The organism is Mycolicibacter icosiumassiliensis (assembly GCF_900078685.2).
In the GTDB taxonomy this organism is placed as follows: domain Bacteria; phylum Actinomycetota; class Actinomycetes; order Mycobacteriales; family Mycobacteriaceae; genus Mycobacterium; species Mycobacterium icosiumassiliensis.
Genome location: NZ_LT546170.1, coordinates 419147 through 444146, shown reverse-complemented (window position 1 = coordinate 444146; position 25000 = coordinate 419147). Strand labels below are relative to the sequence as shown.

The following is a 25000-nucleotide window of genomic DNA, read 5'->3' as shown; positions in this document are numbered from 1 at the left end:
CAAGTATTTCGGAAACTCGGCGGAGTGTAATTACTACTGAAACCGACTGCGAGTAAGCAATTCAAGCATTGCACGGGCTGCAATCCTGGTTCCGACCGGGATGGCGGAAAGGTCGACCACATAGTCCGGCGAGTGCGGTGTGTAGGGGAACAATTGACCCTTTTCCGAGGACTTGGCGTACACCTGTGGATCGGCCACTCCGACCAGCAGATATGCCAGCGGCACATCGGCGTGCGGTCCTTTGAGCAGGTGACAGTCCTCCGAGCCGGTAACTGCCGGCAGCTGGCGCACGACCTTGTCCGAGCCGAGCAGGTCGCCCAGCGCGACCGCCACCCGGTCGGTGAGGGCGGTGTCGTTGACCAGCGGAGTGGCGCCACCGGCCATGGTGATCTCGGGCAGCCGGTCCTCGGGCATGCCGTAGCCGCGTGCGATACCCATGCAGATTGCCCGAATGCCGGTCAGCATCGTGTCGCGTACCTCGGGGTTGAACCACCGCAGGTTGACCTTGAGCAGGGCTCGGTCCGGAATGACGTTGTAGGTGCTGCCGGCCTGCACCGAGCCGACCGTCAGCACCGCCGTCTCGCTGGGGGCGACGGCGCGGCTGACGACGCTCTGGAACTGCACGATCGCCTGCGCCGCCATGAGCACCGGGTCGCGGGCCAGCTGGGGCATCGACCCGTGCCCGCCGATTCCGTGGAACACGATGTCGAGTTGGTCGGTGCCGGCCAGCCTTTCCCCGCCGACCGCGGCGACCATCCCGACCGGTACCGGGGCAGTGTGCATCGCCAGGAAAGCGTCCGGCCGGGGGACGACGTCATAGAGGCCCGCGTCGATCATGGCTTGGGCGCCGGTGATCAGTTCCTCGGCGGGCTGTCCGATCAGCACCGCGGTGCCCGACCAGGAGTCGGTGGTCTCGGCGAGCACCTTGGCCAACCCCAACATCCAGGTCACGTGCGCGTCGTGGCCGCACATGTGTCCCAGTGCCGGGTTACTGCTGGCGTAGTCCAGGCCGGTGGCCTCCGGCACTGCCAGGGCGTCCATGTCGGCCCGGTACATCACCACCGGCCCGGGACCGTTGGCCAGGACCGCCACCACGCCGGTGCGACCGATCCCGGTGGTTACCGTGAAGCCGAGGTTGCCCAGTGCCTGTGCGGCGATCCGCGCGGTGCGCACTTCGTTGAACCCCAACTCGGGGTTGCGGTGCAGGTCTTTGAAGATCCCGACCAGGCGCCGCGTGTCGGCCTCAACGATCCTGTCGATCTCGTCGATGCGGTCTGTCATTTTGCGCTCGCCATCCAAGTCTGGGCCCGGTCGAAAAGCCATACCGCGGCCTCGTGCAACTGGTCGCCGACCTCCTGCTGCGCCATGCCCGCCGACGCCCGGGCCAGGGTGCCCTCGATCACGATGGCCAGCTTGAAACCGGCCATCACTGTGTACCACCCGATGTGCGTCAGGTCGCGAGAGCTGCCCGCCGCGTAGCGCTGCACTAGGTCATCGGGGGAGGCCAGCCCGTCCATGCCGGTCAGTGTGTGACTGAACACGCTGGACCCGTCGTCCTGGCGCCAGGTGGCCAGCAGCCAGCCCAGATCCAACAGTGGATCCCCGATGGTCGACATCTCCCAGTCCACGATCGCCGCCACGTCGGGCCCGGTGGGGGAGAACATCACGTTGGCCGCGTGGTAGTCACCGTGCAGGATCCCCGGCTGCCAGGACGTCGGCACGTTGTGCTGCAGCCAGTCGGCCACGTCCTCCAGTCCCGGTAAGTCGGGGCCCGGATAGTTCTCGAACTGTCGGTAGGAGTCCAGTTCGGAAAGCCACCGCGGCACTTGGCGTTCCAAGAAGCCGTCGGGTTTGCCGTAGTCCGCTAACCCCACCGCGACATGATCGACGGCACCGAGCTTCGCCAGCGCGTCGGCCATCGACAGTCCCATCCCGTAGCGGACCACCGGGTCGCCGGCGTGCAGTGCGGGCAGTTCCGCGCTCGCGTTGAACCCGTCGACCGGCTCCATCAGGTAGAACACCGCGTCACCGAGCACTGCCGGGTTATCGCAGACCGCGATCAATCCCGGATGCGGCACGTCGGTGCCGGCCAACGCGGCCAGCAGCCGGGTCTCCCGCAGCATCACCGCGTTGCTGCGCGGTCGCAGATGCCGCGGGCCGCGGCGCAACACATAGCTGCGGCCGGACCGGGTGAACTGCAGCATGACGTTCTGGGTGCCACCGGACAGCTCCGTGACGTCGTCCAGCGGGCCCTCGCCCAGGCCCTGGGCGGACATCCATTCCGCGACCGCTTCGAGGTTCACGGGGGAAAGGTACCCGGCGTGCCGGCGCGGCTTGCCCGGATTCGCGTCAGCTCTTGGGGTGCATCTGTTGCGAAATCGTCTGCACCCGAATCGAGTCGTCGTCGAACAGGAACGTGTCTACCCCGTCGACGACGACGCCGCGTGCACCCGGTGCGTCGAGCGTCCATTCCAGCAGCAGCACATTGCCGCTGTAGGTCTGCGACTTGATCTCGAAGTCCGCGTCGGCGAGTGCGGCGGACAGCTGGCTGAACGCCGCCCGGATGCCGGTGCTGCCCCGGGCTACGCCGGCGGGGGTGATCAGCTCCGATTCGTCGGTGTAGTCGACGAGCAGCTCATCGACATCGCGAGCGAGCAGGGCCTGGAGGTGGTGGTCGAAGATCTCCTGCGGTGTACGTGGCATGCGATGACGATATCGGCGCGCGCGGTTCACAGCGCGCGCATAGTGTCGATACAGCAAGCGCCCATTGCCGCCGACATACTGGAACGCGATGACTGCACCACGGGGATCGGTGGAACGTGTCGTGATGGAGCGTGCCGACGGCAAGCCCATCACGGTGTTGGTGGTCGATGATGAGACGGTGCTGGCCGAGATGGTGGCCATGGCGTTGCGCTACGAGGGCTGGAGCACCGCCACCGCCGGTGACGGCGCCTCGGCGATTGCGGCCGCGAAGGCCGAGCGCCCCGACGTCGTCGTGCTCGATGTGATGCTGCCCGACATGAGCGGCTTGGATGTGCTGCCCAAACTGCGGGAGATCAACCCACGAATGCCGGTGTTGTTCCTGACGGCCAAGGACGCGCTGGAGGACCGCATCGCCGGGTTGACCGCCGGCGGCGACGACTACGTCACCAAACCGTTCAGCATCGAAGAGGTGGTGTTGCGCCTGCGCGCATTGCTGCGCCGCACCGGGGTGAGCACCGCCGATGCCGGGGCGCAGATCGTGGTCGGGGACCTGGTTCTCGACGAGGACTCCCATGAGGTGACTCGGGGCGGCGACCCGATCACGTTGACCTCCACCGAATTCGAATTGCTGCGTTACCTGATGCACAACGCCAAGCGGGTGCTGTCCAAAGCGCAGATCCTGGATCGGGTGTGGGACTACGACTTTGGTGGCAAAGCTAACATCGTCGAGCTCTATATCTCCTACCTGCGCAAGAAGATCGACAACGGTCGAGAACCGATGATTCACACTTTGCGCGGTGCGGGCTATGTGCTCAAGCCGGCTGGGTAGATCGCCGCAAGCCGGCGCCGGGCGCACCTGGTCGCTGCGGGCCCGGCTGCTGGCCGGCCAGGTCGTGCTGCTGGCCGTGGCCTGCCTCGGTATCGGTGCGGTGACGGAGCTGGCCCTTTACCAGTATCTGGTCGGCCAACTCGACCATCAGCTGCAGGACGCCTCGCACCGCTCCGCGCGGCTGCACGGCCATCCCTTGCCGCCGCCTGGGCATCGGCACCACCGGCCGCGGCCGGGGCCTGGCCCGGACTTCCTGGACGCACCCGGCCAGCCGGCCGGCATGGTCGGCGCCGTGGTGGAAAGCGGGGGCATTCCCGGCTCTGGTCAAGAGGTCGAGGCGGGCTATCTGAGCACCTCAGGTCAGCGGGAGGGGCTGAGCCCTGCTGCCGCAACACGGTTGACAGATGTGGCGGCCGGGGACCCGCCCGTTACGCGGCGCCTCGACGGTGTGGGTCGCTACCGGGTGGTCGCGACCACCGCCCGCCGCGGTGACGACGTGATCGTCACCGGGCTGCCGCTGGCTGCGGTGGACGACACCATGGTCCGGGTGGTGCTGATCTTCGGCCTGGTCACCCTGGTCGCCGTCGCCGCGGTGGCCACCGCCGGCAGCGTGGTCATCCGGCGGGCACTGACCCCGCTGCGACGCGTCGCACAGACCGCCGGCGAAGTCGCCGGGCTGCCGTTGGACCGCGGTGAGGCGACGCTGCCGGTGCGGGTCGCCGAATCCGACGCCAACCCCCGCACCGAAGTCGGACAACTGGGCGCAGCGGTCAACCGGATGCTCGACCACATCGCTACCGCGCTGTCGACCCGCCAAGACAGCGAGACCCGGGTGCGCCAATTCGTCGCCGACGCCAGTCATGAGCTGCGCACCCCGCTGACTGCTATCCGTGGTTACACCGAACTTGCGCAACGAATTCCGGTGTCCGACGGCGCAGACTCCGAAGCCCTGACGCACGCGTTGAGCCGCGTGCAGTCCGAAACCGAGCGGATGACCCAACTGGTCGAGGATCTGCTGCTGCTGGCGCGGCTGGACTCCGGGCGTCCGCTGGAGCACGAGCCGGTCGACCTGTCCCGGTTGGCGGTCGACACGGTCAGCGATGCCCACGTCGGGGGCTCGGATCATCAGTGGCAACTCGATCTGCCCGACGAGCCGGTGATCGTGCCCGGTGACGCCGCCCGACTGCACCAGGTGGTGGCCAACCTGCTGACCAACGCCCGTGTCCACACCGGCCCGGGAACCGTGGTGACTCTGCGGCTGGGTGTCGAGGGGAACGAGGCCGTGCTCAGCGTGACCGATGACGGCCCGGGAATCCCCGCGGAGTTCCTGCCGGAGATCTTCCAAAGGTTCGCCCGCGGGGACACCTCCCGGTCGCGCAAGGGCGGCAGCACCGGGCTCGGACTGGCGATCGCGTCGGCGGTGGTTCGGGCGCACCGGGGGATCATCGGTGTCACCAGCGAACCCGGCCGGACCGCGTTCACCGTGCGGCTGCCCCGATAGCCCCCCCCACCCGCGAAGGTGTTTGTTCGGCAACACGCCGGGTTTGGTGTACAACTGCGCACGCTCGCCGCCGGGGTTTGCGCCTGCTGCCCAAGGGGTAGGCGACCCGGATGAATCTCGGACTGCCACCCGAACCGGGCCGGCCGGAAGAGCCGTCGCATCGGCGAGTCCCCCAGGAGCCACCGGAACGACTGGTGCCGGCGGAACCTCCGGAACGGCTGGCGCCTGCAGAAGTGCCGGAACGGCTGGTTCCCGAAGACCCGCCGACCCCGCCCGACGACTCACCGGAGAGGTGATCCGATGCGTGCTGAAGAAGGCGACGAATCCATCCGCGACTACGCCCGCGAGGCGCGGGAGACCCGTGACCGGGTCGCCCGCCCATCGTGGCCGACGCGGCTGCGCAATGCGCTGACTTCATTGCGCTGGCGCCACTGACGCGTCAACCCGCGCCGCGGCACGGCATTGGTGGCAAGCTGGGCGCCATGGAAAACCAGCCGGTGGGTGCAACCGTCGAGGCCGCCCATGCCGAACACCGCACCACGCTCCCTTTTGGTGACACAACGGATTTCGCCGACGCCGACCGCGGCTTCATCGCCGCGCTGACACCATGCGTCATCACCGCCGCCGACGGCCGGGTGGTCTGGGACAACGACAGCTACGACTTCCTCGCCGGGGAGGCGCCGACCTCGGTGCACCCCTCGCTGTGGCGACAGTCCCAGTTGGCCGCCAAGCAAGGGCTCTACGAAGTCGTCGAGGGCATCTACCAGGTGCGCGGCTTCGACCTGTCCAACATCACCTTCGTCGAGGGCGAGACCGGCGTCATCGTCATCGACCCGCTGATCTCCACCGAGGTCGCCGCCGCCGCGCTAAAGCTCTACCGCGAACATCGCGGCGGAGACCGCCAGGTCACCGCGGTCATCTACACACACAGTCACGCCGACCACTTCGGCGGTGTGCTGGGCGTGACCTCGCAGGCCGACGTCGACGCCGGCCGGGTGGCCGTGCTCGCCCCCGAAGGCTTCGTCGAACATGCGGTGTCCGAGAACGTCTACGCCGGTACCGCGATGACACGGCGTGCCGCCTACATGTACGGCACCGTGCTGGCCCGCGGCCCGCGCGGGCAGGTCGGCTGCGGCCTGGGCCAGAACACCTCGACCGGGGAAGTATCGGTGATCGTGCCTACCGTCACCATCTCCCAGACCGGCGAATCCCACGTCATCGACGGCGTACAGATCGAATTCCAAATGGCGCCGGGCACCGAGGCGCCGGCCGAAATGCACTTCTACTTCCCGCAATTCCGGGCGCTGTGCATGGCCGAGAACGCCACCCACAACCAGCACAATCTGTTGACACTGCGCGGCGCGCTGGTTCGTGACCCGCGTGCCTGGGCCGGCTACCTCACCGAGGCCATCGACACCTTCGCCGGGCGAGCCGACGTCGTCTTTGCCTCGCACCACTGGCCGACATGGGGTACCGAGCGAATCGCGGAATACCTTGGGCTGCAACGCGATCTCTACGCCTATCTGCATGACCAGACACTGCGGCTGCTCAACCGCGGCCTCACCGGAATCGAGATCGCCGAACAGTTTCAGCTGCCGCCCGCGCTGGAAAAAGCCTGGCACGCCCGCGGCTACTACGGCTCGGTGAGCCACAACGTCAAGGCCGTCTACCAGCGCTACCTGGGCTGGTTCGACGGCAACCCGGCCCGGCTGTGGCCGCACCCGCCGGAGGCCCTGGGACCCCGCTACACGGCAGCGCTGGGCGGACTGGACCGCGTCGTCGAACTGGCTGAGGCGGCGTTTAACGAGGGTGATTTCCGTTGGGCAGCAACCTTGCTCGACCATGCGATATTCAGCGACGCCGACCATGTCGCGGCACGCAAGCTCTACGCCGACACCCTCGAACAGCTGGCGTACGGCGCGGAGAACGCCACCTGGCGCAACTTCTTCCTGTCCGGTGCCACCGAATTGCGTACCGGCAATTTCGGCACCCCCACCCAGGTCACCTCGGTGGCGCTGACGTCGCAACTGAGCCCCGAGCAACTCTTCGATGCCCTGGCGATCCGGATCAACGGGCCGCGGGCCTGGGACCTGGCGCTGGCGCTGGATGTCTCGTTCGCCGACACCGGCGTCAACTATCGCCTCACCCTGCGCAACGGGGTGCTGGTGCACCGCAAGACGGCGACGGACCCCGCCAGCGCGGATGTCACTATCACGGCCCCCACCAAGCTGGCGCTGCTGGGCAATGGGCAGCTGGAGGTCTCCGGCGACCAGACCGCCTGGGCGAACCTGCTGGGCGTCCTCGACAACCCCGACCCGAGCTTCAACATCGTCACCCCGTGAGGCCGGGCCGAACTGGCCCCTTAGGGTGACAGGCGTGCAGTTGCTGCTGATCCGCCACGCCCTCCCGCTACGCAGCGAGTATGGCCAGGGCTCAGATCCCGAGCTGTCCGAGACCGGATTCGCCCAGGCGCAGCGCCTGCCGGATGCGTTGACGCGGTTCCCGATCACTCGGCTGGTCAGCAGTCCGCAGCGCCGGGCGATCCAGACCGCCGAGCCGCTCGCGGCGAAGCTCGGCCACCGCGTCGACATCGATGAACGGTTCGCCGAGTACGACCGCGACCTGGCCGGCTATCTGCCCGTCGAACAGCTGCGTACCGAGCGGCCCCAGGATTGGGCCCGGATGGCGCAGGGGCACCTGCCCGCCGACGTCGACGAGGCCGCGTTCTGTGCCCGCGTCTCGGACGCCGTCGCCGACGTGGTGGCCGGCTCCGGGCCCGACGACACGGTCGCGGTGTTCAGCCATGGCGGCGTGATCAACGTGATCCTGCACCAGGTTCTGGGCACGCAGCGGTTGCTGTCGTTTCCCATCGACTACGTGTCGATCACCCGCCTGCTGTACTCACAATCCGGGCAGGCCGCGGTGGCATCGACGAACGGCACCGAGCACGTTTGGGACCTGCTGCCGCGCAATCAGGCCCGGTTCTGATCTATCGCCGGGCCCCGAGCGTCTTCTTGGCGGCGCGGCGCAGCTGGAAGATCCGCGCGGTCCCGACCAGGGCCGTCAGTAGCCCGCCGCCGATCGCCGCGAGCAGGATCGCCACGCCCGTGGGCAGGCTCCAGGTCCAGGCCAAGAACGCCAGGTCGACCGGACGGGTGTTCTGCGTGACGAACACCAGCAACACGATCAGGACCAGAAAACCGGCGATCAGCGCGCTCCACAGTGCGCCGGCGCGGGTCAACGGCATCGCCGCCGGAGGTGGCGGCGGGCTGCTGGCTTCGCCCTGAGGTGGGTCGACGGGCACGCGCGGGTCGCTGCTCATGGGGATATCTTGCCGCTTGGGACCCAGAAATGAACTGATTCTCGTGAGTTTGCGCACCGGGGGGCCTCACTGCGGATCGTGGGCCGGTCGCTTACGGTGGATCGGTGAGCGCACCCCCGCCCGGCCAGTGGCCGGCGATTCTGACCTGGGTTGCGCCCGACGCCCCCCGGATGGAGTCGGTACGTGTGCAACTGTCCGGAAACCGGATCAGGGCCAATGGCCGCATCGTGGCCGGGGCCACCGCGGAGCATCCGGCGTTCGGTGTCTATTACGACCTGCACACCGATGAGTCCGGAGCCACCAAACGGCTGGGACTGACCGTCACGCTTGCCGAACGGGAACGCCAGCTGGTGATCGCCCGCGACGAAGAGAACATGTGGCTGGTCACTGACGCCCGTGGGCAGTCCCGCGCCGGCTATGACGGTGCCCTGGACATTGACATGCTGTTCAGCCCGTTCTTCAACACCTTGCCGATCCGGCGGGCCCGGCTGCAGGAGCGGGCGGCCGCCATCACCCTGCCCACGCTGTACCTGAATCTGCCCGATATGACGGTGGTGGCGGCGACTGCCAGCTACCGCAGCGCCGGGACCGGGTCCGGCATCACGGTGATCACGCCGGGAACCGATCCCGGTGGTACTACCGTCATCGTCGATTCCGACGGCTTCGTCATCGACTATCCCGGGTTGGCAACGCGGATCTGATCACCCCGCCGGCCCGACCGGCGGCGGCCAGTTCCCGGCGCCAGTCGCTGGCGCCGACGACGACGGTGACGATCTCGCTGCGGGGGAAGCTGTCGTAGCGGGTGCGGGCGGCATGCCCATGATTGACCAGTTCAGCCACCGAATCCGAGGCCGAAAGCGAATCGCGCGCGTCGGCCAACAGCGCGATCGCGCGATCCAGTGCCGGCAACAGTCGTTGCCAGTTGGCCTCGCACATGGCCCGGACCAGGTCCGGTGCCGTTCCGGCGACCCGGGTGCCGTCGCGGAAGGATCCGGCGGCCAGCGCGAACGCCAGCGGTACGTCGGCCGCTGTGACGGCCAGCGCCTCAGCCATCAGGTGCGGCAGATGAGAGATAGCGGCCGCGGCAGCATCGTGTTCCTCGGAGCGGGCCGGTACCGCCAGCGATCCGCAGTCCAGAATCAGGTCCAGCACCTCGGCGAACACCGCCGGGTCTACGTGGTCGTCGACGCTGATCACCCACGGTGCCCCCTGGAACAGATCGGCGTGCCCGGCCGGCCAACCGGAGTGGGCAGTCCCAGCCATCGGGTGGCCGCCGACGAAGCGAGCCTGCAGTCCCGCGGCGGTGATCTCGTGGAGTACCGGGCTCTTGACGCTGGTGACGTCGGTCAGGGGGCATTCGGGTGCCAGGCGGCTGATCGGGCCGAGCAGCATCGGCAGCGCCGGCACCGGGACGGCGATCACAATCAGCGCATCGGTCGCCGCGGCGCGCTTCAGGGCTGTTTCCAACTCGGTGGTGGCGTCGAATCCGTCGGCGACTGCGGCGTTCACCCCGTCAGCCGACCTGTTGTAGCCGAACGCCTCCCGGCCTGCCGCGGCGGCCGCGCGCAGCACCGAACCGCCGATCAGGCCGAGCCCCAAAACGCACACCGGAGTCTTTACTGTGCTCACTGCCACCTGTCCAGGTTGGCACACGCTGGTCAAGGGCGTAAGCGGCGACTACCGTAGGCGCCCATGGGAGCACAGAGATCGTCTGCACCGGGCCGGCCGGCGGAGAAGCTGGACGGTTTCGGAGTGGCTGTTGTGCGTGAAGACGGCAAGTGGCGTTGCACGTCGATGCGTGCTGAGGCCCTCACCAGTCTTTCCACAGCAGAGACCGAGCTACGTGAACTGCGCAGTGCCGGAGCCGTTTTCGGTCTGATCAATGTCGACCACGAGTTCTTCGTGATCATCCGTCCAGGCCCGGCCGGTACTCGTCTGTTGCTCTCGGATGCCACCGCAGCGCTGGACTATGACCTTGCCGACGAGGTGCTCGAGCAGGTCGACGCCGACATCGATGCCGACGACCTGGAGGATGCCGATCCGTTCGAGGAGGGCGACTTGGGGGTGCTGTCCGACATCGGCCTGCCCGCCGCGGTGCTCAGCGTCATTCTCGACGAGTCCGACCTGTCCGTCGAGGAGCAGCTGCACCGAATCGCCAGCGAGATGGGCTTCGACGAGCAGCTCACCGCGGCGCTGCCGCGAAGCAGTCGGTGAGCGGCGCTCCCACCGACGAGGACCTGATCCGCGCGGCCCTGGTGGCGGCTAGCCAGGCGGGGCCCCGCGATGTGCCGGTGGGTGCGGTGGTGGTCGGTCCCGACGGCACCGTGCTGGCCCAGGCGGCCAATGCGCGCGAAGCCCTGTCAGACCCGACGGCGCACGCCGAACTGCTGGCCATCCGCGCTGCCGCCGCCGTCCTCGGCGACGGATGGCGGCTGACCGGCGCGACGCTGGCCGTCACCCTGGAGCCCTGCACCATGTGCGCGGGGGCGTTGGTGGCCGCGCGCGTGGAACGGCTGGTGTTCGGGGCCTTCGAACCCAAGACCGGGGCGGTCGGCTCGCTGTGGGACGTGGTGCGGGACCGCAGGCTCAATCACCGCCCCGAGGTGCGCGGCGGAGTGCTCGCCGCCGAGTGCGCTGCACCACTGGAAACGTTCTTCGCCCGGCAGCGATTGGGCTGATGGCCCCCTCGTTGGGTACGCTGTCCCGCGGTGGCGTGTCCGAGCGGCCTAAGGAGCACGCCTCGAAAGCGTGTGTGGGGTAACCCCCCACCGAGGGTTCAAATCCCTCCGCCACCGCCATGTGATGAGTTAGCGATCGCCCCGGCCTGTTGCCGGGGCGATCGCTAACTCGTGAGATCTGACCTACGCAGGAAAAGTGCGAGTAGCGGCCTGCGTCAGCCCGATCTCGAGGCCCACCCGCCGTCAGACTCCGGCAGCCAAATCCTTCTGTACCGCCGGGATGCTGCGTTTGGGCGCGGTCCGCGAATGAGTCGCGTACATGGCCAACCCCGTGAAGGCCAATCCGCCCACCAGATTGCCCAGCACCGTGGGGAGCTCGTTCCACTCGATGTAGTTCAGGATGGTGAAGTGCCCGCCGAGCATCAGGCCGGAGGGAAACAGGTACATGTTGACGATCGAATGCTCGAATCCCATTGCGAAGAACAGCGACACCGGCAGCCACATGGCGATCACCTTTCCGGTGACGTCGGTGGCCAGCATGGCGCCGACTACCCCGGTAGATACCATCCAGTTGCACAGCATGCCGCGCACAAACAAGGTCACCATGCCCGGAAAGCCGTGTGCGGCATAGCCGAGCGTGCGAGCCTCGCCGATGTGCCCGATCATCTGACCGACTTCGTTGGGCGGACTAGAGAAGCCGTAGGTAAAGACGATCGCCATCAGCACCGCGACGGTGAAGGCACCGGCGAAGTTGCCGATGAACACCAGTCCCCAGTTCCGCAGCACCCCGCCGATGGTCACACCCGGACGCTTGTCGAGCCAGGCCAACGGCGCCAACACGAACACACCGGTCAAAAGGTCGTATCCGAGCAGGTAGAGGATGCAAAAACCAGCCGGAAACAGCAGTGCCCCGATGATCGCCTGACCGGTCTGCACCGTCATGGACACCGCGAACGCCGCGCCCAGCGCCAGCGTCGCACCGGCCATGAACGCGCGGATCAGGGTGTCGCGGGTGGACATGAAAATCTTGGACTGGCCGGCGTCGATCATGACATTGATCAGCTCGGGCGGCTTGACGTAAGTCATCGAACTCCTCAGAACCACAGGGTGCAGTAGTTGGATCGGCGCGTGTGACCCTACGGTGTCGCTGTCCGCTCGGAGGAAGCTCGCCAGCCAACTCCTAGTCAGCCCACAGACATTGCGCAACAATGTCTTCGCGGGGCCTGTGCTGCGTTTTACCAGCTAGACATCACCGAGGCCGGTCGACCGCATAAGTCCCGGCGTCGTCGGCGAACTCCACCAGCACCCGGCGCTGGGCGCCGTCGACAGTGACCACACAGCTGAAACTGGCGCCTTTGCGCACCGTCGGATTCACCCCGTTGTTGCATCGGACATTGGTGACGTTGTCGCGTCCGTAGCCGTTGATCGGATCGGTGAGCACCTGGCGGACACCGTCTTGGGCCTTGAGTACATCGAGTTCGACGGGGCCCGAGCCGCCGACGGCGCCGCGCAGCACCAAGGCCAGGAGCACGCCGAGGGCGAGTAGTCCGGTCAGGGCCGCGGCGACCAGCACGGCGCGGTTCGACGGGGGTTGCGGGTCCGCCGGCTTCGGGGCATCGGCAGGGGAGCTCGTCCGCGGCTGGCGCCGGTCCGGCGGTACCGGAGGCCGCGGGCCCGACTGTGGCGGCCGGTGCGGCGGGGGCGCCGGAGGCCGGCGGACCTCCAGATACCAAGGCCGTTCGGGCGGCCGCGGGCGCTGCGGCGGCGGCCCCTGCGGCCCACGCGGCTGCTCTGGTGTCCGCGGTATCGGCGTGGTCCGCCGCTCCGGCGGTTCACGCGGGTCGTCTCGGCGGTTCATGACATCGCGCCCATCACGGGAACCGCTCGAAGCAGCCGTCGACGTCGCCGTGCAGTCCGGACCGGAACGCCAGGATCCGGGTGAATCCCGCCGGTACGGTGTCGTCGTTGGCATCACTGGCGACGATCCCGTTCATCAGCAGGCCCGTCACCGCCTCGTCGAGGTCGCCGCCGGCCAGCGTCAAGCCCGGGCCCGACGACAGTGTCATGGGCTCGGCCATCCGGCGCTGGGCCACCCCGGTCAGACACGCGGTGCGCAACGCCGCCGACGCTGACTCCAAGCCGACCTGGCGTTCACGTTGTACCGCAAGTGCATACCGCGATGTGACGGCGGACAATCCGGTGTTGTCGCCCTGCGGCATACCCAGCGTCGATTGATCAGTCGGCGCGCTCATCTCCTGCAATCCGGCCATGTCCACGACGATGAGGTTGGACTCCGGGCAGTAGGCCACCGGGTCGGGCTGGTGTCCACTGGGGCATTTGCCCGACGTCGCCAGCTCCGGCGGCCGGGACAGGCCGAAGATCTGGCCCAGCTGCTCCATCAGCGTCGACAACACCGATTCGTCGATCGTGAGATCGCTTTGCGGGGACTGCGAATCGAACAGGGAATTCGGCAGATCCCCACGGCGCTTGCGGATCTCGTCCATGTCGATCTCGGCGCACTGCGCCGCGCCGCCGTCGAAGCCGGTCTGGAAGGCGCCCACCCGGTCCAGGGCGGTGCCGTGCTCATCGGAGATCGACACCGGGTTGTCTGGCGTCGACACCGGATCGCGGATCACGATCAGACCGGCCAGCACATGGTTGAGGCCGTCGCCGGTGCTCAACTGCACCCGCGCGGAGCTGCCCGCGGCCACCCACTGCAGATACACCCCGGCGAAACAGTCGGCCTGTTGTTCGCGGACCAGGGTGCGCGTCAGTGGGTTGACGATCCCGGCCATGTTCTGCAGGGCGTGCCCGTATTCGTGCGCCAACGTCCCGTTGATCGCCATGTCGCCGAAGTACTTTCGGGCCGTTGGCAGGAATTTGGCGCGGTCCCAGGCCATCGTGTCCATCCGGCGGCAATACATCGCGTTCGGCAGGTGGTAGACATCGCCGCCGCACACCGACGGGCCGTCCGCGTCGGTGGAGTCATACGACATCAGCGTCGAGACCGGCTGGAAGCGTCCGCGCAGCGCCTCGGCGTAGTGCTGAGTCCAGTAGTCCTCGATGTCGTCGATTGCCAGCAGCGATAACCGGTCGATCTCCCCGCCGTCGCTGTTTCGCACTCGGGCGGTGACCGGCGGAACGTCGCCGCGCGGGCCGCTGGGCCCCTCCGCGGTGGGCAGCCCGCCGACCCGGCCGGGGTCGTACAGCATCGATATCGCATGCCCGGCAACCACCGCCGGGGCGCTGTTCTGCGAGCAGCCCGTCAGTGCCAGGACCAGGGCGGCCACCCCGAAAAGCGTTCTGGCGGTAAGGCCGAATCCGCGTTGAGACATCGTCACCTGCTGAGGTAGGTCACGATCCCGCTGGTGACCGCCGCCGCGTACTGTGCCCGGCCGTCGGCGCTCTCCAGCAGTGCCGCGTCCTGGGCATTACGCATGTTGCCCAGTTCGACGAGCACCGCCGGATACTCGGCCAGGTTCAGCCCGGCCAGATCCGCTCGCCCGTACAGTCCGTCCGCGCCGAGATAGCTGGACTGGGGAATCCCCGCGGCCGTCAGGGAATCCCGGATGTCGTCGGCCAGCGCCACGGCCGGACCGGACTGGGCGTCGTTGAGGGCCGGGCTGGAGTAGTTGACGTGAAATCCGCGGCCCGAGGCCGGCCCACCATCGGCGTGGATAGACACAATCGCGTCCGGGTGCGCGGCGTTGGCCGCCGCGGCCCGCGCGTCGATGCACGGGCCTACCGAGGTGTCATCGGCACGCGAGAGTTCGGTGTGCACGCCGAGCTGATCGAGGGCGGCCCGGATCCGGTTGGTCACGTCCCAGGTCAGGCTGTGCTCGGGGTAGCCGTCGTCGGCGGCGGTTCCGCTGGTCTGACAGGGCTTGGTGCCGCCGCGCCCGTTGGGCACCTGCCGGCCGATCGAGGCGTCGTTGGCGCCGCTGTGCCCGGGGTCCAGAAACACCGTCTTGCCGGCAACGGCGGGGTTTGCGGGATCGGCCGGAGCGGTAGGCGCGCCTGTGCCGGCCGCGAGGAAGCACGCGGCCGAGGCGACACAGATAACGGTCCGGCGACGCACCGGGCCAGACTAGCAAGCGGTCACGGGGCCTTCCGGGGTCTAATGGATCGATGCAGCTGATGTCACCGCTCGATTCGGTCTTCCTGCTGACCGAAACGCGGGAGCACCCCATGCACGTCGGCGGGCTGATGCTGTTGGAGCCGCCGGAGGGCGCCGGGCCCGAGTTTGTCGGCGAGATCTATCGGGGTCTGCTGGGCGCTCATGATCTGGAGCCCGCGTTCCGCAAGCGCCCGGCGTCGCTGCTCGGCGGGATCTCGGGCGTGGGCTGGACGTTTGACGACGACGTCGTCCTTGAGTACCACGTGCGGCGGTCGGCGCTGCCGGTACCGGGCCGGGTGCGGGACCTGCTCGAGCTGACCTCACGGCTGCACGGCACTCTTCTTGACCGGCACCGCCCATTATGGGAGGCCCACGTGGTGGAGGGCCTGGCCGACGGTCGGTTCGCTGTCTACGTCAAGGTCCACCACTCGCTGATCGACGGTGTCTCGTTGCTGCGGCTGACGCGCCGCACCCTGTCGACCGATCCGCGCGAATCGGAATTGCGCACTCCCTGGTCGGTCCGGCCCTCATCGCGGCCGCGCCCCGAGCCCCCGTCTCTGTTGAGCGAACTGACGTCGATGGTCAAAGGCGTTGCCGCCCTTGGGCCGTCGACGGTGAAGCTGGCGCGTGCCGCACTGTTGGAGCAGCAGCTGACCCTGCCGTTCGAGGCGCCGCGCACCATGCTCAACGTCAAAATCGGCGGCGCCCGCCGGTGCGCGGCGCAGTCCTGGCCGGTGGCGCGGGTCATCGCGGTCAAACGAGCGGCCGGGGTCACGCTCAACGACGTGGTGCTCGCGATGTGCGCCGGCGCGCTGCGTGCCTACCTCGATGAGCAGAACGCACTGCCAGACCATCCGTTGGTGGCGATGGTCCCGGTGAGCCTGCGCACCGAAGCCGAAGCCGAGTCCGGCGGCAACATGGTCGGCGCCATCTTGTGCAACCTGGCCACCGATCTCGAGGACCCCGGGCAGCGGCTGTCGACCATCAGTGAGTCGATGCGCCGCAACAAGAAAGTGTTCAGCGAGCTGCCGCGCACCCAGGCGCTGGCATTGTCGGCGGCCAATATGGCGCCGCTGGCCTTGGCGGCCATCCCCGGGTTCGTCTCGGCGGCCAAGCCACCGTTCAACATCGTCATCTCCAACGTGCCCGGCCCGGCCGAGCCGCTGTACTGGCGGGGAGCCCGCCTGGACGGGAACTATCCGATGTCGATCGCTCTGGACGGGCAGGCACTGAACATGACCGTCGTCAGCAACGCCGGCAATCTTGATTTCGGGCTGGTCGGTTGCCGTCGCTCCGTTCCGCATCTGCAACGCCTGCTCGGGCACCTGGACACCGCACTGGAAGACCTGGAACACGCCGTGGGTGTGTGAGGCGTGGCCAAGCGCAGCGCCGGATTGCTGTTGTACCGGCCGGGCGCCGACGGCGCCGTTGAGGTGCTGATCGCCCATCCGGGCGGACCGTTCTGGGCGCGCAAGGACGACGGGGCCTGGTCGATTCCCAAGGGCGAACAACCCGAGGGTGAGGACCCGTGGGATACCGCGCGACGTGAATTCACCGAGGAGATCGGCCTGGAGCCGCCGGACGGCGAGCGTGTCGATCTCGGCGTGGTGCGACAGGCCGGCGGAAAGGTGGTCGCGGTGTTCGCCGTGCGCGGCGACCTCGACGTCACCGACGCCCGCAGCAACACATTCGAATTGGAGTGGCCGCCGCGGTCGGGACAGCGACGGGAGTTTCCCGAAGTCGACCGGGTGGGCTGGTTCTCGGTGACCCAGGCGCGTATCAAGCTGTTGGCCGGGCAGCGGCCCATCCTCGACCGGTTGGCGGACTACCTAGGGGCCAAGCTCTAACCGATGGCGGTGTTTGGCGGTGTTTGGCGTTGTTGCTGCTGCCGTTGCACCAAACTGTTGATGAGCATCCTGGCAAACGCGTTCCCCGGTGGGTTCTGGGCGCTCTCGACCGGCACCGCCGGAGCATGCCATTGCGCCAACGCGTCCAGATTGCCGTCCAAGAAATGCTGGCGGCATGCTCCGCGCTGAATCTTGCCGCTCGACGTGGTCGGCAGCCGCATCCCAGGCACCAGCAAGACATCATGTACCTCGATGCCGTGCTGCTCGGTGATTGCCGCCCGAATTGTGTCGATGATGCCGGGGAATTCGGACTCCGCGACCTGCTGCTGGTAGTCCACCTCCTGTACGACAACCAAGTGGTTGTCGGCGCCCGGCTTCGGTTGTACCGCGAAGGCCGCGCAGCGGTCGGCCAGCAACGCCGGGTGAACGGCCTGCACGGTCGGCTCAATGTTGTTGGGGTAGTAGGCGCTGTCGCGCAGCGTGATCAGGTCGGCCCACCGTCCGGTGACGAACAGCTCGTCGTTGCAGAGAAAACCCAGGTCGCCGGTGCGCAGGAACGGGCCTTCCCCGGTGCCGGCGATGAAACCGGAGAACGTATGCGCGTTCTCTTCCGGCCGTGCCCAGTAACCCTGCGCAACGCTGGGCCCGGATACCCATACCTCGCCTACCTCGTTCGGTTCGCGCTGCAGGCGGGTCTCTGGATCGACGATCACCACCCGCTGGCCGTAGACCGTGGGACCGCAGCTGACCAGTGCGACGGCACCGTCGCCGGGAGCAGTGTCGACGGCGCGGTTCTCGCCCAGTGCGGCGTCGTCGACGTATCGGACGCCGGCGACGTCAGGTCCAGGGTCGCCGGTGACCAGCAGGGTGGCCTCGGCCAGCCCATAGGCGGGGCGAAACGTCTCCAGCCGGAACCCGGCCGGAGCGAACGCGTCGGCGAACTCTTGCATGGTCGTGGCGTGGATCTGCTCGGAACTGATGGCCGCGGTGGACCAGTTCGACAGATCCAACGCCGCACGCTGCGCAGGAGTGCTGTGCTTGACGCACAGTCGGTACGCGGCGTTGGGCGCCGCGCTAGTGGTGGCCCGATGCAGCGACATCGCTTCCAGCCATGCCATCGGGCGCTGGAAGAAGACGATCGGCGACATCAACACGGTGCTGCAGCCGACGTAGACCATCTCCAGGACGCCGCCGATAAGTCCCATGTCGTGCTGCTGCGGCAGAAAGTAGACGCTCCGGGCATTCTCGTCGCCGCGCCAGGCTCGCCGGATCGCTTCCAAATTGTGGATGAGGTTGCCGTGCGTGACCACCACGCCTTTGGGCGATTTGGTCGACCCGGAGGTGTATTGGATCAACGCCGTAGTGCTGGGGTCGATGTCGGGCCGGTCCCAATCGCCGGGGTTGGCGGTGGGTTGGTCGGTGGCACACCACTGCAACCCCGACATGCCGGGTACGTCGGCGGCCAGTGCCTGCAGTTGATTTTGGGTGGCGGCGGTCGCGACCGCAAAACTGGCTTGCGCATCGGGCGCAACCAGCTTCAGGCGCGCGAGTGGCGTATCCACCGGTACCGCGATCGCGCCGGCGTAGAAGCAGCCGAAGAAGCTGACGATGCTGTCCAGACCAGGTCGGCAGATCACCAGTGCCCGCTGCCCGGCAGCGCCTTGACGTTGCAGGGTGGCCGCAACTGCCTGAGCTTTGGCGTCGAGCTCGCGAAAAGTCAGGCGGTCAATGACCTTCTTGCCGTCCGGGGCGAAGCTAAACGCGACTTTGTCCCCGTATCGGGCGGCCTGCAGCCGAAGCAAGTCCACCAGGGTGGGCGTTGTTGGAATGAACTGCTCAGGCATGCCGACACCATAATCCGTGCGAGTTGCGTCCAAGGGCGCGACTACGAGTGTTGTGTCTCCGGATGTCCGCCGCACCACTGTTCCGGTGGCACCTGGGCCTGCACCTCTGCGACGTGCTCGCCACAGCCGTCCCAGGTGGTTTTACCGCAGACCCGACAGGGCACGGGATAGCACATCGGCCGTTCCTTTCAGATGGTGCGCAACGCCACCGCCAGCGTATCGATGACGGTGCGGATCTTCTCGCTCACCTCGTCGGCGATGGCCGCCAATGCCGGATTGTCGATGATCTGGGCCATCAGTTGCGGATTCATCGCCTCCACCAACACCGTGCCCGGGTGCTCAGTGTCTTCGCGGACCACGACGTTGCAGGGCAGCAGCACCCCGATGCGCTTCTCGGCGGTCACGGCCCGGTGCGCCAGCGGCGGATTGCAGGCACCCAGGATGAGGTAGCGCTCCATCTCCTCGCCGAGCTTGACTCTCAGCGTTGCCTGCATGTCGATCTCGGTCAGTACACCGAAACCGTTGTTCTTCAAAATCTCTCGGGTCTTCTCGGTGACTGCGTCGAAATCGGTTCCGGTCACTGCGGTGCTGATCGCCACGGACATGGGGCCTCCTTGGTTGCGGTGAGCCCAGTCTATCAAACACCCCCGGGGGTATAGGACGTCACGGCATCGCCGGCTGATGCAGGCCCTGCGTACACCGGACGACATCCGCCGCCCCGGCCAACCGGGCGGCGGGGGCCGCATTGTGCGCCTCGCAGACCCCGATGTTGGTCGCGTTCACTGGCGGCGACCCGATCACCGGCGCCATGGCGCCGGCCTTCCAGCGCGAGATGGTTGAGCAAAGGACCGGTCACGCCCGGCGCTCCGTGATGCCGGTCACTTCCTGCAGGAAGATGGGGGCAGATCACTCGCGGGCCACATCGTGGAGCTCCTACGCGCCCGGTCGTAGCAAACTAACCCGGCGGCTGCGTTCGTCGATTCCTGTAACTCCCGAAGGCATTACGGTAACGCTTATTTTGACAGGACCATTAACTTGGGGAAAACTCAGGCTCGTTGGGGGATTTCTATTATCTATATTTTAGAAATCCTGGCGGCTTGAGAGAGGGCGACGATGCTGCAGACGCTTCGTCCGTACATGACCAATGGTTTGACCGTCGCGGGCGCCGCAATGGTCGCCGTCGTGCCGGCAGCCCCGCGGCTGCCTGACGTCGCCGAACAGCTGCCGCAGGTCCGGCATCTGCCGGTCAAGTTGACCGGGGATCCCACCGGCATCTTCGGGCTCACCCAGTTGCTCTCCGATCCCGCCGGGTCCCTCAGCCAACTGCCAGACCTGCTCGGCGCGCTGACCGGCGCCGGCGGCCCGGGAGCCGCCGACGCCGCGGTGGTGATCGCTCCGGAGCTTTCGCAAGCGATCATGCTCGCGCTGGCCGTGGTCGGTCCCTTCGTGACCGTCAACGAAGCGATCAACGAGATCATCGCCCAGGTCTTCGACTGGAGTCAGCCGCTGCAGGCCTTGCTGGCTCTGATCCAAGCCCCATTCACCATCCTCAACGCCTTCCTCAACGGCGAGGCCAGCCTCACCGTGCTCGGCGTCAGCGTCCCGCTGTTCAACGGCATCCTCGTCGCCCCGCACAATGTCGATGTCAACGTGCAGGCCGGCCAGTTGCTGACCGAACTGGGCCTGGCTAACCAGACTTTGCCCCAGCTGCTGACCCAGCTCGGAATCGGCGATCAGCAGCTCGTGGAGCTGGCGACGAACCTGCTCAACGGTCTGGGTTTGGGTAACCCGACGATCACCGATCTGGTCGACATGCTCGGCCTCGGCACGGTTCCGGTGGCCAGCCTGGCCGAATCGGTCCTGAACGCGTTGCAGATCGGCAATCCGACCGTTCTCGAGCTGACCCAGCAGTTGGGCCTGGCTAACACCGAGGTCGCGGATCTGGCCAAGGACATCCTCGAAGCGCTGGGCATCGGTAACGCCACCATCGGCGACCTGACCGACGAGGTCGGCCTGGGCAGCATGACCATTCCCGACCTGCTCAGCCATGTGCTCGACTCGCTCGAGATCGGTAACCCGACCATCTACCAACTGGCCAGTGACGTCGGCCTGGCCCAGCAGCCGTTGTCCGGCCTGGCGAGCACCCTGCTGAACTCACTGAACCTTGGCCAGCAGACCCCGGTCGATCTCCTCAACGCCCTGGGTGTCGGCAGCCTAGGGGTGGGCCAGGTGGCGACCACCTTCCTCGACGCGCTGAGCCTTGGCCAGCGGACGCCGGTCGACCTGATCGACGCCGCGGGCTTCGGCAACCTGAGCCTGGGTCAGCTGGGCGCCGACCTGCTCACCGGGCTGAACCTGCAGGACCTGACCTTCAATGGGCTGCTGGAGGCTGCGGGCCTCGAGGACCTGAAGGTCGCCGACATCCTCGGCGCCGCGAACCTGGAGAACACCACGCTCGGTGACATCATCGGCAACCTCGGCTTCGGCGGACTGACGATCAACGACGTGATCAACGCCTCCGGCCCGGGCGCCAGCCCGCTGCCCGGGTCGATCCACATCACCGGCAAGCTCACCTTCGCCGTGGGCGACCAGTTGCTGGCGCCGAATATGGGTCAGACGCTGCTCAGCTTCCTGCCCGACCCCAACGTGACGTTGGGGCAGCTGCTCGGCGATTTCGGCGACGTCAAGATCAGCGACATGCTGGAAACCAGCCTCACCACCACGCTGTCCGGGTTGCTCACGGACATGGGTCTGAACGACACCACCCTCGACCAGCTGGTGGGTCAGCTATTGGGTGACCAGACGGTGTCGGCGCTGCTCACCAGCCTGGGGTTGAACACCTCGACGCTGGATGACCTGGTGGCCGGCCTGCTGGGCACCACGACCGTGGGCGACGTGCTCAACCAGTCGGGTTTCGGCAGCATGGATCTGAACTCGATCTTCCAGCAGCTGTTCGGTGGCATGACCGTCGGCAATGCGCTGGACAACTGGGGCCTGGGCAACACCGATCTGTACTCGCTGATCGACCAGCTGCTGGGCACCACCACCGTGGGCGACCTGCTCACCCAGTCGGGTTTCGGCAGCATGGACCTGTTCGGCATCGTGGAATCGGCGCTGGGCACCACCACCGTGGACGACCTGCTCGGCAGCATCGGGTTCGGCAACCTGGACCTGGACACCATGCTGCAGCAGCTGTTCGGCGACGCCACCGTCAATTCGCTGCTCGACGACCTCGGCCTCGGATTTCTGGATCTGAGCGGGCTGCTCGACCAGCTGGGTCTGGCCGATATGGATGTTCTCAACCTCCACATCGCGGATGTCGCGGGCCTGATTCCCACCCTCTTCAACTTCTGATCGTCCCGATAACCGATGGGGAAAGCAATGACGCACAAGTCGCTTCGGCCGTATGTCACCACGGGCATGGGCATCGCCGGTGCCGCCATGATCGCGGTCGTTCCCGCTGCACCGCAGCTCCCGGAGGTTGCCCGGCAGCTCAACCAGGCCGAGCACCGGGCCGTGGCGCTGACCGCGGATCTGGGCGACATCTTCACGCCCTACACCGACCTGATCACCAACACGGCCAACAACCTGGCCAGCCTGGGTTCGCACGCGTTCGACTTCCCGATCCTGACCCAGTTCTTCAGTGATCCCCTCGGGTCGCTGATGCACATCCCCGACGCGTTGGTCATGCTGAACACCCTGCTGCCCAGCGTCCAGACCATCTCGTCGGGTCTGCCGATCGAGATCGGCACCGAGCTGACGCCGACGCTCGGTCTGCTGCTTTCCGCGATCGGTCCGTTCGTCACCCTCGGCAACGCATTCAACGATCTCATCAGCCAGATCTTCGACTTCTCCGACCCGCTCGGCGCGCTGTTCGCCCTGCTCGGTGCCCCGGCCACCCTGCTCGACGCCTTCCTCAACGGCCAGGACGGCCTGGACCTGGCCGGCATCCACCTCCCGGTCTTCAACGGCCTGCTGGCTCCGGCCCAGCCCTTCGACCTCACCCTGACCATCGGTCAGCTCGTCGATATGGCGGGCATGGGCAACCTGACCGTTGGTGACCTGGCCCAACAGGTCGGCCTGGCGGACATGCCGGTGGCTGGCGTGGTGACCGGTGTGCTCGATTCCGTCGGCCTGGGCGGCGCGTCCATCACCGACCTGGCCGACCAGTTCGGCCTGGGTGACCTTTCGCTGTCCCAGCTGATGATCGGCCTGCTCGACACCATGGGCATCGGTAACCCGACCATCAGCGGTTTGGCCGACCAGGCCGGCCTGGGTGAGATGTCGGTGTCGAGCCTGCTGATCGAGGTGCTCAACCAGGTGGGGATGGGCACCAACCAGTCGATGACGAGTCTGGCGATGAGCGTGCTGGAAGCCGCGGGCATGGGCTCCAACCCGACGGTGGGGTCCCTGGCGGTTGCGCTGCTCGACGCCATGGGCATGGGCAACTTGTCGATCACCGGCCTGGTTCAGCAATTCGGTATCGGTGACATGACCCTCGGCGACGTGCTGAAGGAGGGGCTGCACGCGGTGGCCGGGGGTGACCCGACGATCACCGGCCTGATGGAGTCCCTGGGTATGGGCGGCATGACCATCGGCAACATGCTGACATCACTGCTGGACTCCACCGGCTACGGGCAGCTGACCCCGGTCGACCTGGTCGATTCGCTAATGGGCACCGGCGACGATGTCACCCTGAGCCAGTTGCTGGTCAACATGCTCCAGGGCCAGGGCATGGACTACACGCTGGTCGAGCTGCTGCAGCAGATCCCGAATCCCGCTGACCCCAACACCACCTACGCCGACCTGTCGCTGGGTGAGCTGCTCAACTCCACCCTGGTGCCGCCGGCCGACCCGGCCAAGCCCGACCCGGTCCTGGACCCCTACGCCGGCCAGCCGTTGGGCAGCGTGCCCTGGGCGGACTTCCTGGCCAGCAACATGGCGATGAACTACGGCGCCAAGACCATCCAGGACCTCGCGGCCGAAGCGGGCATGCCGCTGGACAGCACCACCTGCTCCTTGGCGGTCGTGGTGGGCATCGACTGCTCGGCGACGCTGAGTTCGCTGATGGGCAGCAACACCGTCTACCAGACGCTGCACAACTTGCACGCCGACGGCAACGGCATCGCCGGGGTTCCCGCCGGCACCCCGCTCACCGACGTCAACCTGGGCCAGCTGGTCGCGGCCACCGGACAGGGCGACGAGCACCTGAGCACCATCCTCTTCGGTCTGCACATAGACACCACGCTGCACGACTTCCTGGTCAACCTGGGCCTCGACAACGTGACGGTCAACGACATCGTCACCAACGGTTTCCCCTGGCTGGTCGACACCACGCTGGTGTCGCTGCTGAGCTCCTGGGGCCTGAACAACCTCGACCTGGACACCGTGATCGACCGGCTCGGCCTGGACATGACCGTGACGCAGATGCTCAACAGTCTGGGCCTGGGTTCGATACACGTCACCGACGTGGTCAACGACCTGCTGGGCGGCGTGTATGTCCAGAACATCCTCAACGACCTGGGCCTGGGCGGGGTCACGCTCGAGACGTTCCTCAACAACCTGTTGGGCGGCGTGTACGTGGGCAACCTCCTCGACGACCTGGACCTCAACAACGTCCATCTGGATGACGTCCTCACCAGCCTGCTGGGCGGGGTGTCGCTGAATTCGGTGCTGACCAGCCTCGGGCTGAACAACGTGCATCTCGACGACGTCGTCAACGACCTGCTGGGTGGCACGACCATCGGCACGATCCTGAACGACCTGGGCATCAGCGACGCGACCGTGACGAACATCCTGGGCAGCCTCGGGCTGAACGACACCGACGTCCTGGGCGTCGTCGCCGGCGACTTCTTCGGCTTCTTCGCGCAGCTGGGCCAGGGCATCCCGCAGATGATCGCGGATGCGCTCGCCGGATAGCGGTCGGCACCACCACAACAAGAACTTCAACTTCGGATAAGCACAGATAGGAAAATCCGGATGGCTGAGAACAATAGGTCCGCGCGGGGCCGGGGTGCGCGTCGACGGGTGGCGGGCGCCGGCACGGCGGTGGGGGCGTTTCTGGCGTTCGGGTTGAGTCCGCTGGCGGCCGCGCCGCCGGCGCAGGCCGAGGACTTCGGCTGGTTCACCGACCTGTTCGGGTGGGACTCGGGCGATGCC

At 67.1% G+C, this 25000-nt stretch carries 24 protein-coding genes, 1 tRNA gene and 1 pseudogene; 15 read left to right on the top strand and 11 right to left on the bottom strand.

The window, feature by feature from the left end; genetic code table 11:
• Positions 1–33: 33 nt before the first annotated feature.
• From BN4346_RS44725 to BN4346_RS44715, 3 genes are all read right to left on the bottom strand, one after another.
• On the bottom strand, positions 34–1281 hold the full coding sequence (locus BN4346_RS44725) for an amidohydrolase (protein ID WP_067976726.1): 1248 nt from the start codon (positions 1279–1281) through the stop codon (positions 34–36).
• Positions 1278–2276 (bottom strand): phosphotransferase family protein, encoded by a 999-nt coding sequence (locus BN4346_RS44720; RefSeq protein WP_067976737.1) that lies wholly within the window; start codon positions 2274–2276, stop codon positions 1278–1280. Before BN4346_RS44720 ends, BN4346_RS44725 begins: the two co-directional genes overlap by 4 nt.
• 73 nt (positions 2277–2349) lie before the next feature.
• Positions 2350–2703, bottom strand: coding sequence for a nuclear transport factor 2 family protein (locus BN4346_RS44715; RefSeq protein WP_067976725.1), 354 nt, complete (start codon positions 2701–2703; stop codon positions 2350–2352).
• A gap of 124 nt (positions 2704–2827) precedes the next feature.
• On the opposite strand from BN4346_RS44715, the gene BN4346_RS44710 reads away from it, so the two are divergent.
• From BN4346_RS44710 to BN4346_RS44690, 5 genes are all read left to right on the top strand, one after another.
• A complete protein-coding gene (locus BN4346_RS44710) occupies positions 2828–3532 on the top strand; it encodes a response regulator transcription factor (RefSeq protein WP_067976724.1) in 705 nt (234 codons plus the stop codon).
• Positions 3510–5033: a sensor histidine kinase gene (locus BN4346_RS44705; RefSeq protein ID WP_067976723.1), complete on the top strand. Its 1524-nt coding sequence runs from the start codon at positions 3510–3512 to the stop codon at positions 5031–5033. The genes BN4346_RS44710 and BN4346_RS44705 overlap by 23 nt, the downstream gene beginning before the upstream one ends.
• A 300-nt stretch (positions 5034–5333) precedes the next feature.
• Positions 5334–5468: a hypothetical protein gene (locus BN4346_RS49585; protein WP_268811502.1), complete on the top strand. Its 135-nt coding sequence runs from the start codon at positions 5334–5336 to the stop codon at positions 5466–5468.
• A 47-nt stretch (positions 5469–5515) separates the two neighbouring features.
• The gene (locus BN4346_RS44695) at positions 5516–7375 is read left to right on the top strand and encodes an alkyl/aryl-sulfatase (RefSeq protein WP_067976736.1); all 1860 of its coding nucleotides are present in this window, start codon (positions 5516–5518) and stop codon (positions 7373–7375) included.
• 34 nt (positions 7376–7409) lie between these two features.
• On the top strand, positions 7410–8021 hold the full coding sequence (locus BN4346_RS44690; protein ID WP_067976735.1) for a histidine phosphatase family protein: 612 nt from the start codon (positions 7410–7412) through the stop codon (positions 8019–8021).
• A 1-nt stretch (position 8022) separates the two neighbouring features.
• Here BN4346_RS44690 and BN4346_RS44685 read toward each other — a convergent pair whose 3' ends face one another.
• Positions 8023–8355, bottom strand: coding sequence for a LapA family protein (locus BN4346_RS44685; protein WP_067976722.1), 333 nt, complete (start codon positions 8353–8355; stop codon positions 8023–8025).
• 170 nt (positions 8356–8525) lie between these two features.
• On the opposite strand from BN4346_RS44685, the gene BN4346_RS44680 reads away from it, so the two are divergent.
• On the top strand, positions 8526–9056 hold the full coding sequence (locus BN4346_RS44680; RefSeq protein ID WP_235653818.1) for a putative glycolipid-binding domain-containing protein: 531 nt from the start codon (positions 8526–8528) through the stop codon (positions 9054–9056).
• Here the strand turns inward: BN4346_RS44680 and BN4346_RS44675 are convergent.
• On the bottom strand, positions 9022–9963 hold the full coding sequence (locus tag BN4346_RS44675; RefSeq protein WP_067976720.1) for a prephenate dehydrogenase: 942 nt from the start codon (positions 9961–9963) through the stop codon (positions 9022–9024). The two genes, BN4346_RS44680 and BN4346_RS44675, sit on opposite strands and share 35 nt — an antisense overlap.
• Positions 9964–10047: 84 nt before the next feature.
• Here BN4346_RS44675 and BN4346_RS44670 point away from each other — a divergent pair, with 84 nt between their 5' ends.
• From BN4346_RS44670 to BN4346_RS44660, 3 genes are all read left to right on the top strand, one after another.
• Complete coding sequence (locus tag BN4346_RS44670) at positions 10048–10569, top strand: tRNA adenosine deaminase-associated protein (protein WP_067976719.1); 522 nt, start codon at positions 10048–10050, stop codon at positions 10567–10569.
• Positions 10566–11033, top strand: a complete 468-nt coding sequence (locus tag BN4346_RS44665) for a nucleoside deaminase (RefSeq protein ID WP_067976718.1) — start codon at positions 10566–10568, stop codon at positions 11031–11033. The genes BN4346_RS44670 and BN4346_RS44665 overlap by 4 nt, the downstream gene beginning before the upstream one ends.
• A gap of 29 nt (positions 11034–11062) precedes the next feature.
• Positions 11063–11153: transfer RNA gene (locus BN4346_RS44660), tRNA-Ser, on the top strand.
• A gap of 123 nt (positions 11154–11276) precedes the next feature.
• On the opposite strand, the gene BN4346_RS44655 is transcribed toward BN4346_RS44660, so the two are convergent.
• From BN4346_RS44655 to BN4346_RS44640, 4 genes are all read right to left on the bottom strand, one after another.
• On the bottom strand, positions 11277–12119 hold the full coding sequence (locus BN4346_RS44655; protein WP_067976717.1) for a formate/nitrite transporter family protein: 843 nt from the start codon (positions 12117–12119) through the stop codon (positions 11277–11279).
• 163 nt (positions 12120–12282) lie between these two features.
• Complete coding sequence (locus BN4346_RS49285; protein ID WP_067976716.1) at positions 12283–12606, bottom strand: DUF4333 domain-containing protein; 324 nt, start codon at positions 12604–12606, stop codon at positions 12283–12285.
• Positions 12607–12904: 298 nt separating this feature from the next.
• Positions 12905–14368, bottom strand: coding sequence for a neutral zinc metallopeptidase (locus tag BN4346_RS44645; protein ID WP_067976715.1), 1464 nt, complete (start codon positions 14366–14368; stop codon positions 12905–12907).
• Between the two features lie 2 nt (positions 14369–14370).
• Positions 14371–15111, bottom strand: coding sequence for an Rv3717 family N-acetylmuramoyl-L-alanine amidase (locus tag BN4346_RS44640; protein WP_067976714.1), 741 nt, complete (start codon positions 15109–15111; stop codon positions 14371–14373).
• A gap of 50 nt (positions 15112–15161) precedes the next feature.
• On the opposite strand from BN4346_RS44640, the gene BN4346_RS44635 reads away from it, so the two are divergent.
• Positions 15162–16520, top strand: coding sequence for a WS/DGAT/MGAT family O-acyltransferase (locus BN4346_RS44635; protein ID WP_067976713.1), 1359 nt, complete (start codon positions 15162–15164; stop codon positions 16518–16520).
• 3 nt (positions 16521–16523) lie between these two features.
• Positions 16524–16997, top strand: coding sequence for an NUDIX domain-containing protein (locus BN4346_RS44630; RefSeq protein ID WP_067976712.1), 474 nt, complete (start codon positions 16524–16526; stop codon positions 16995–16997).
• Here the strand turns inward: BN4346_RS44630 and BN4346_RS44625 are convergent.
• Positions 16994–18841 carry a fatty acyl-AMP ligase gene (locus BN4346_RS44625; RefSeq protein WP_067976711.1) on the bottom strand — a complete coding sequence of 616 codons (1848 nt, stop codon included), beginning with the start codon at positions 18839–18841 and terminating at the stop codon, positions 16994–16996. The genes BN4346_RS44630 and BN4346_RS44625 overlap by 4 nt on opposite strands.
• A gap of 188 nt (positions 18842–19029) precedes the next feature.
• Complete coding sequence (locus BN4346_RS44620; RefSeq protein ID WP_067976710.1) at positions 19030–19446, bottom strand: DUF302 domain-containing protein; 417 nt, start codon at positions 19444–19446, stop codon at positions 19030–19032.
• Positions 19447–19553: 107 nt separating this feature from the next.
• Between BN4346_RS44620 and BN4346_RS49275 the strand changes: the two are divergent.
• The 4 genes and pseudogenes from BN4346_RS49275 to BN4346_RS48300 all read left to right on the top strand — a co-directional run.
• Positions 19554–19792: pseudogene (locus BN4346_RS49275) on the top strand (haloalkane dehalogenase); the annotation flags it as partial.
• Between the two features lie 162 nt (positions 19793–19954).
• Positions 19955–22195, top strand: a complete 2241-nt coding sequence (locus tag BN4346_RS44610; RefSeq protein WP_154677675.1) for a hypothetical protein — start codon at positions 19955–19957, stop codon at positions 22193–22195.
• A gap of 27 nt (positions 22196–22222) precedes the next feature.
• On the top strand, positions 22223–24760 hold the full coding sequence (locus BN4346_RS44605) for a hypothetical protein (RefSeq protein ID WP_067976708.1): 2538 nt from the start codon (positions 22223–22225) through the stop codon (positions 24758–24760).
• 60 nt (positions 24761–24820) lie between these two features.
• The coding region (locus BN4346_RS48300) for a hypothetical protein (RefSeq protein ID WP_167666269.1) at positions 24821–25000 on the top strand (180 nt) is incomplete at its 3' end.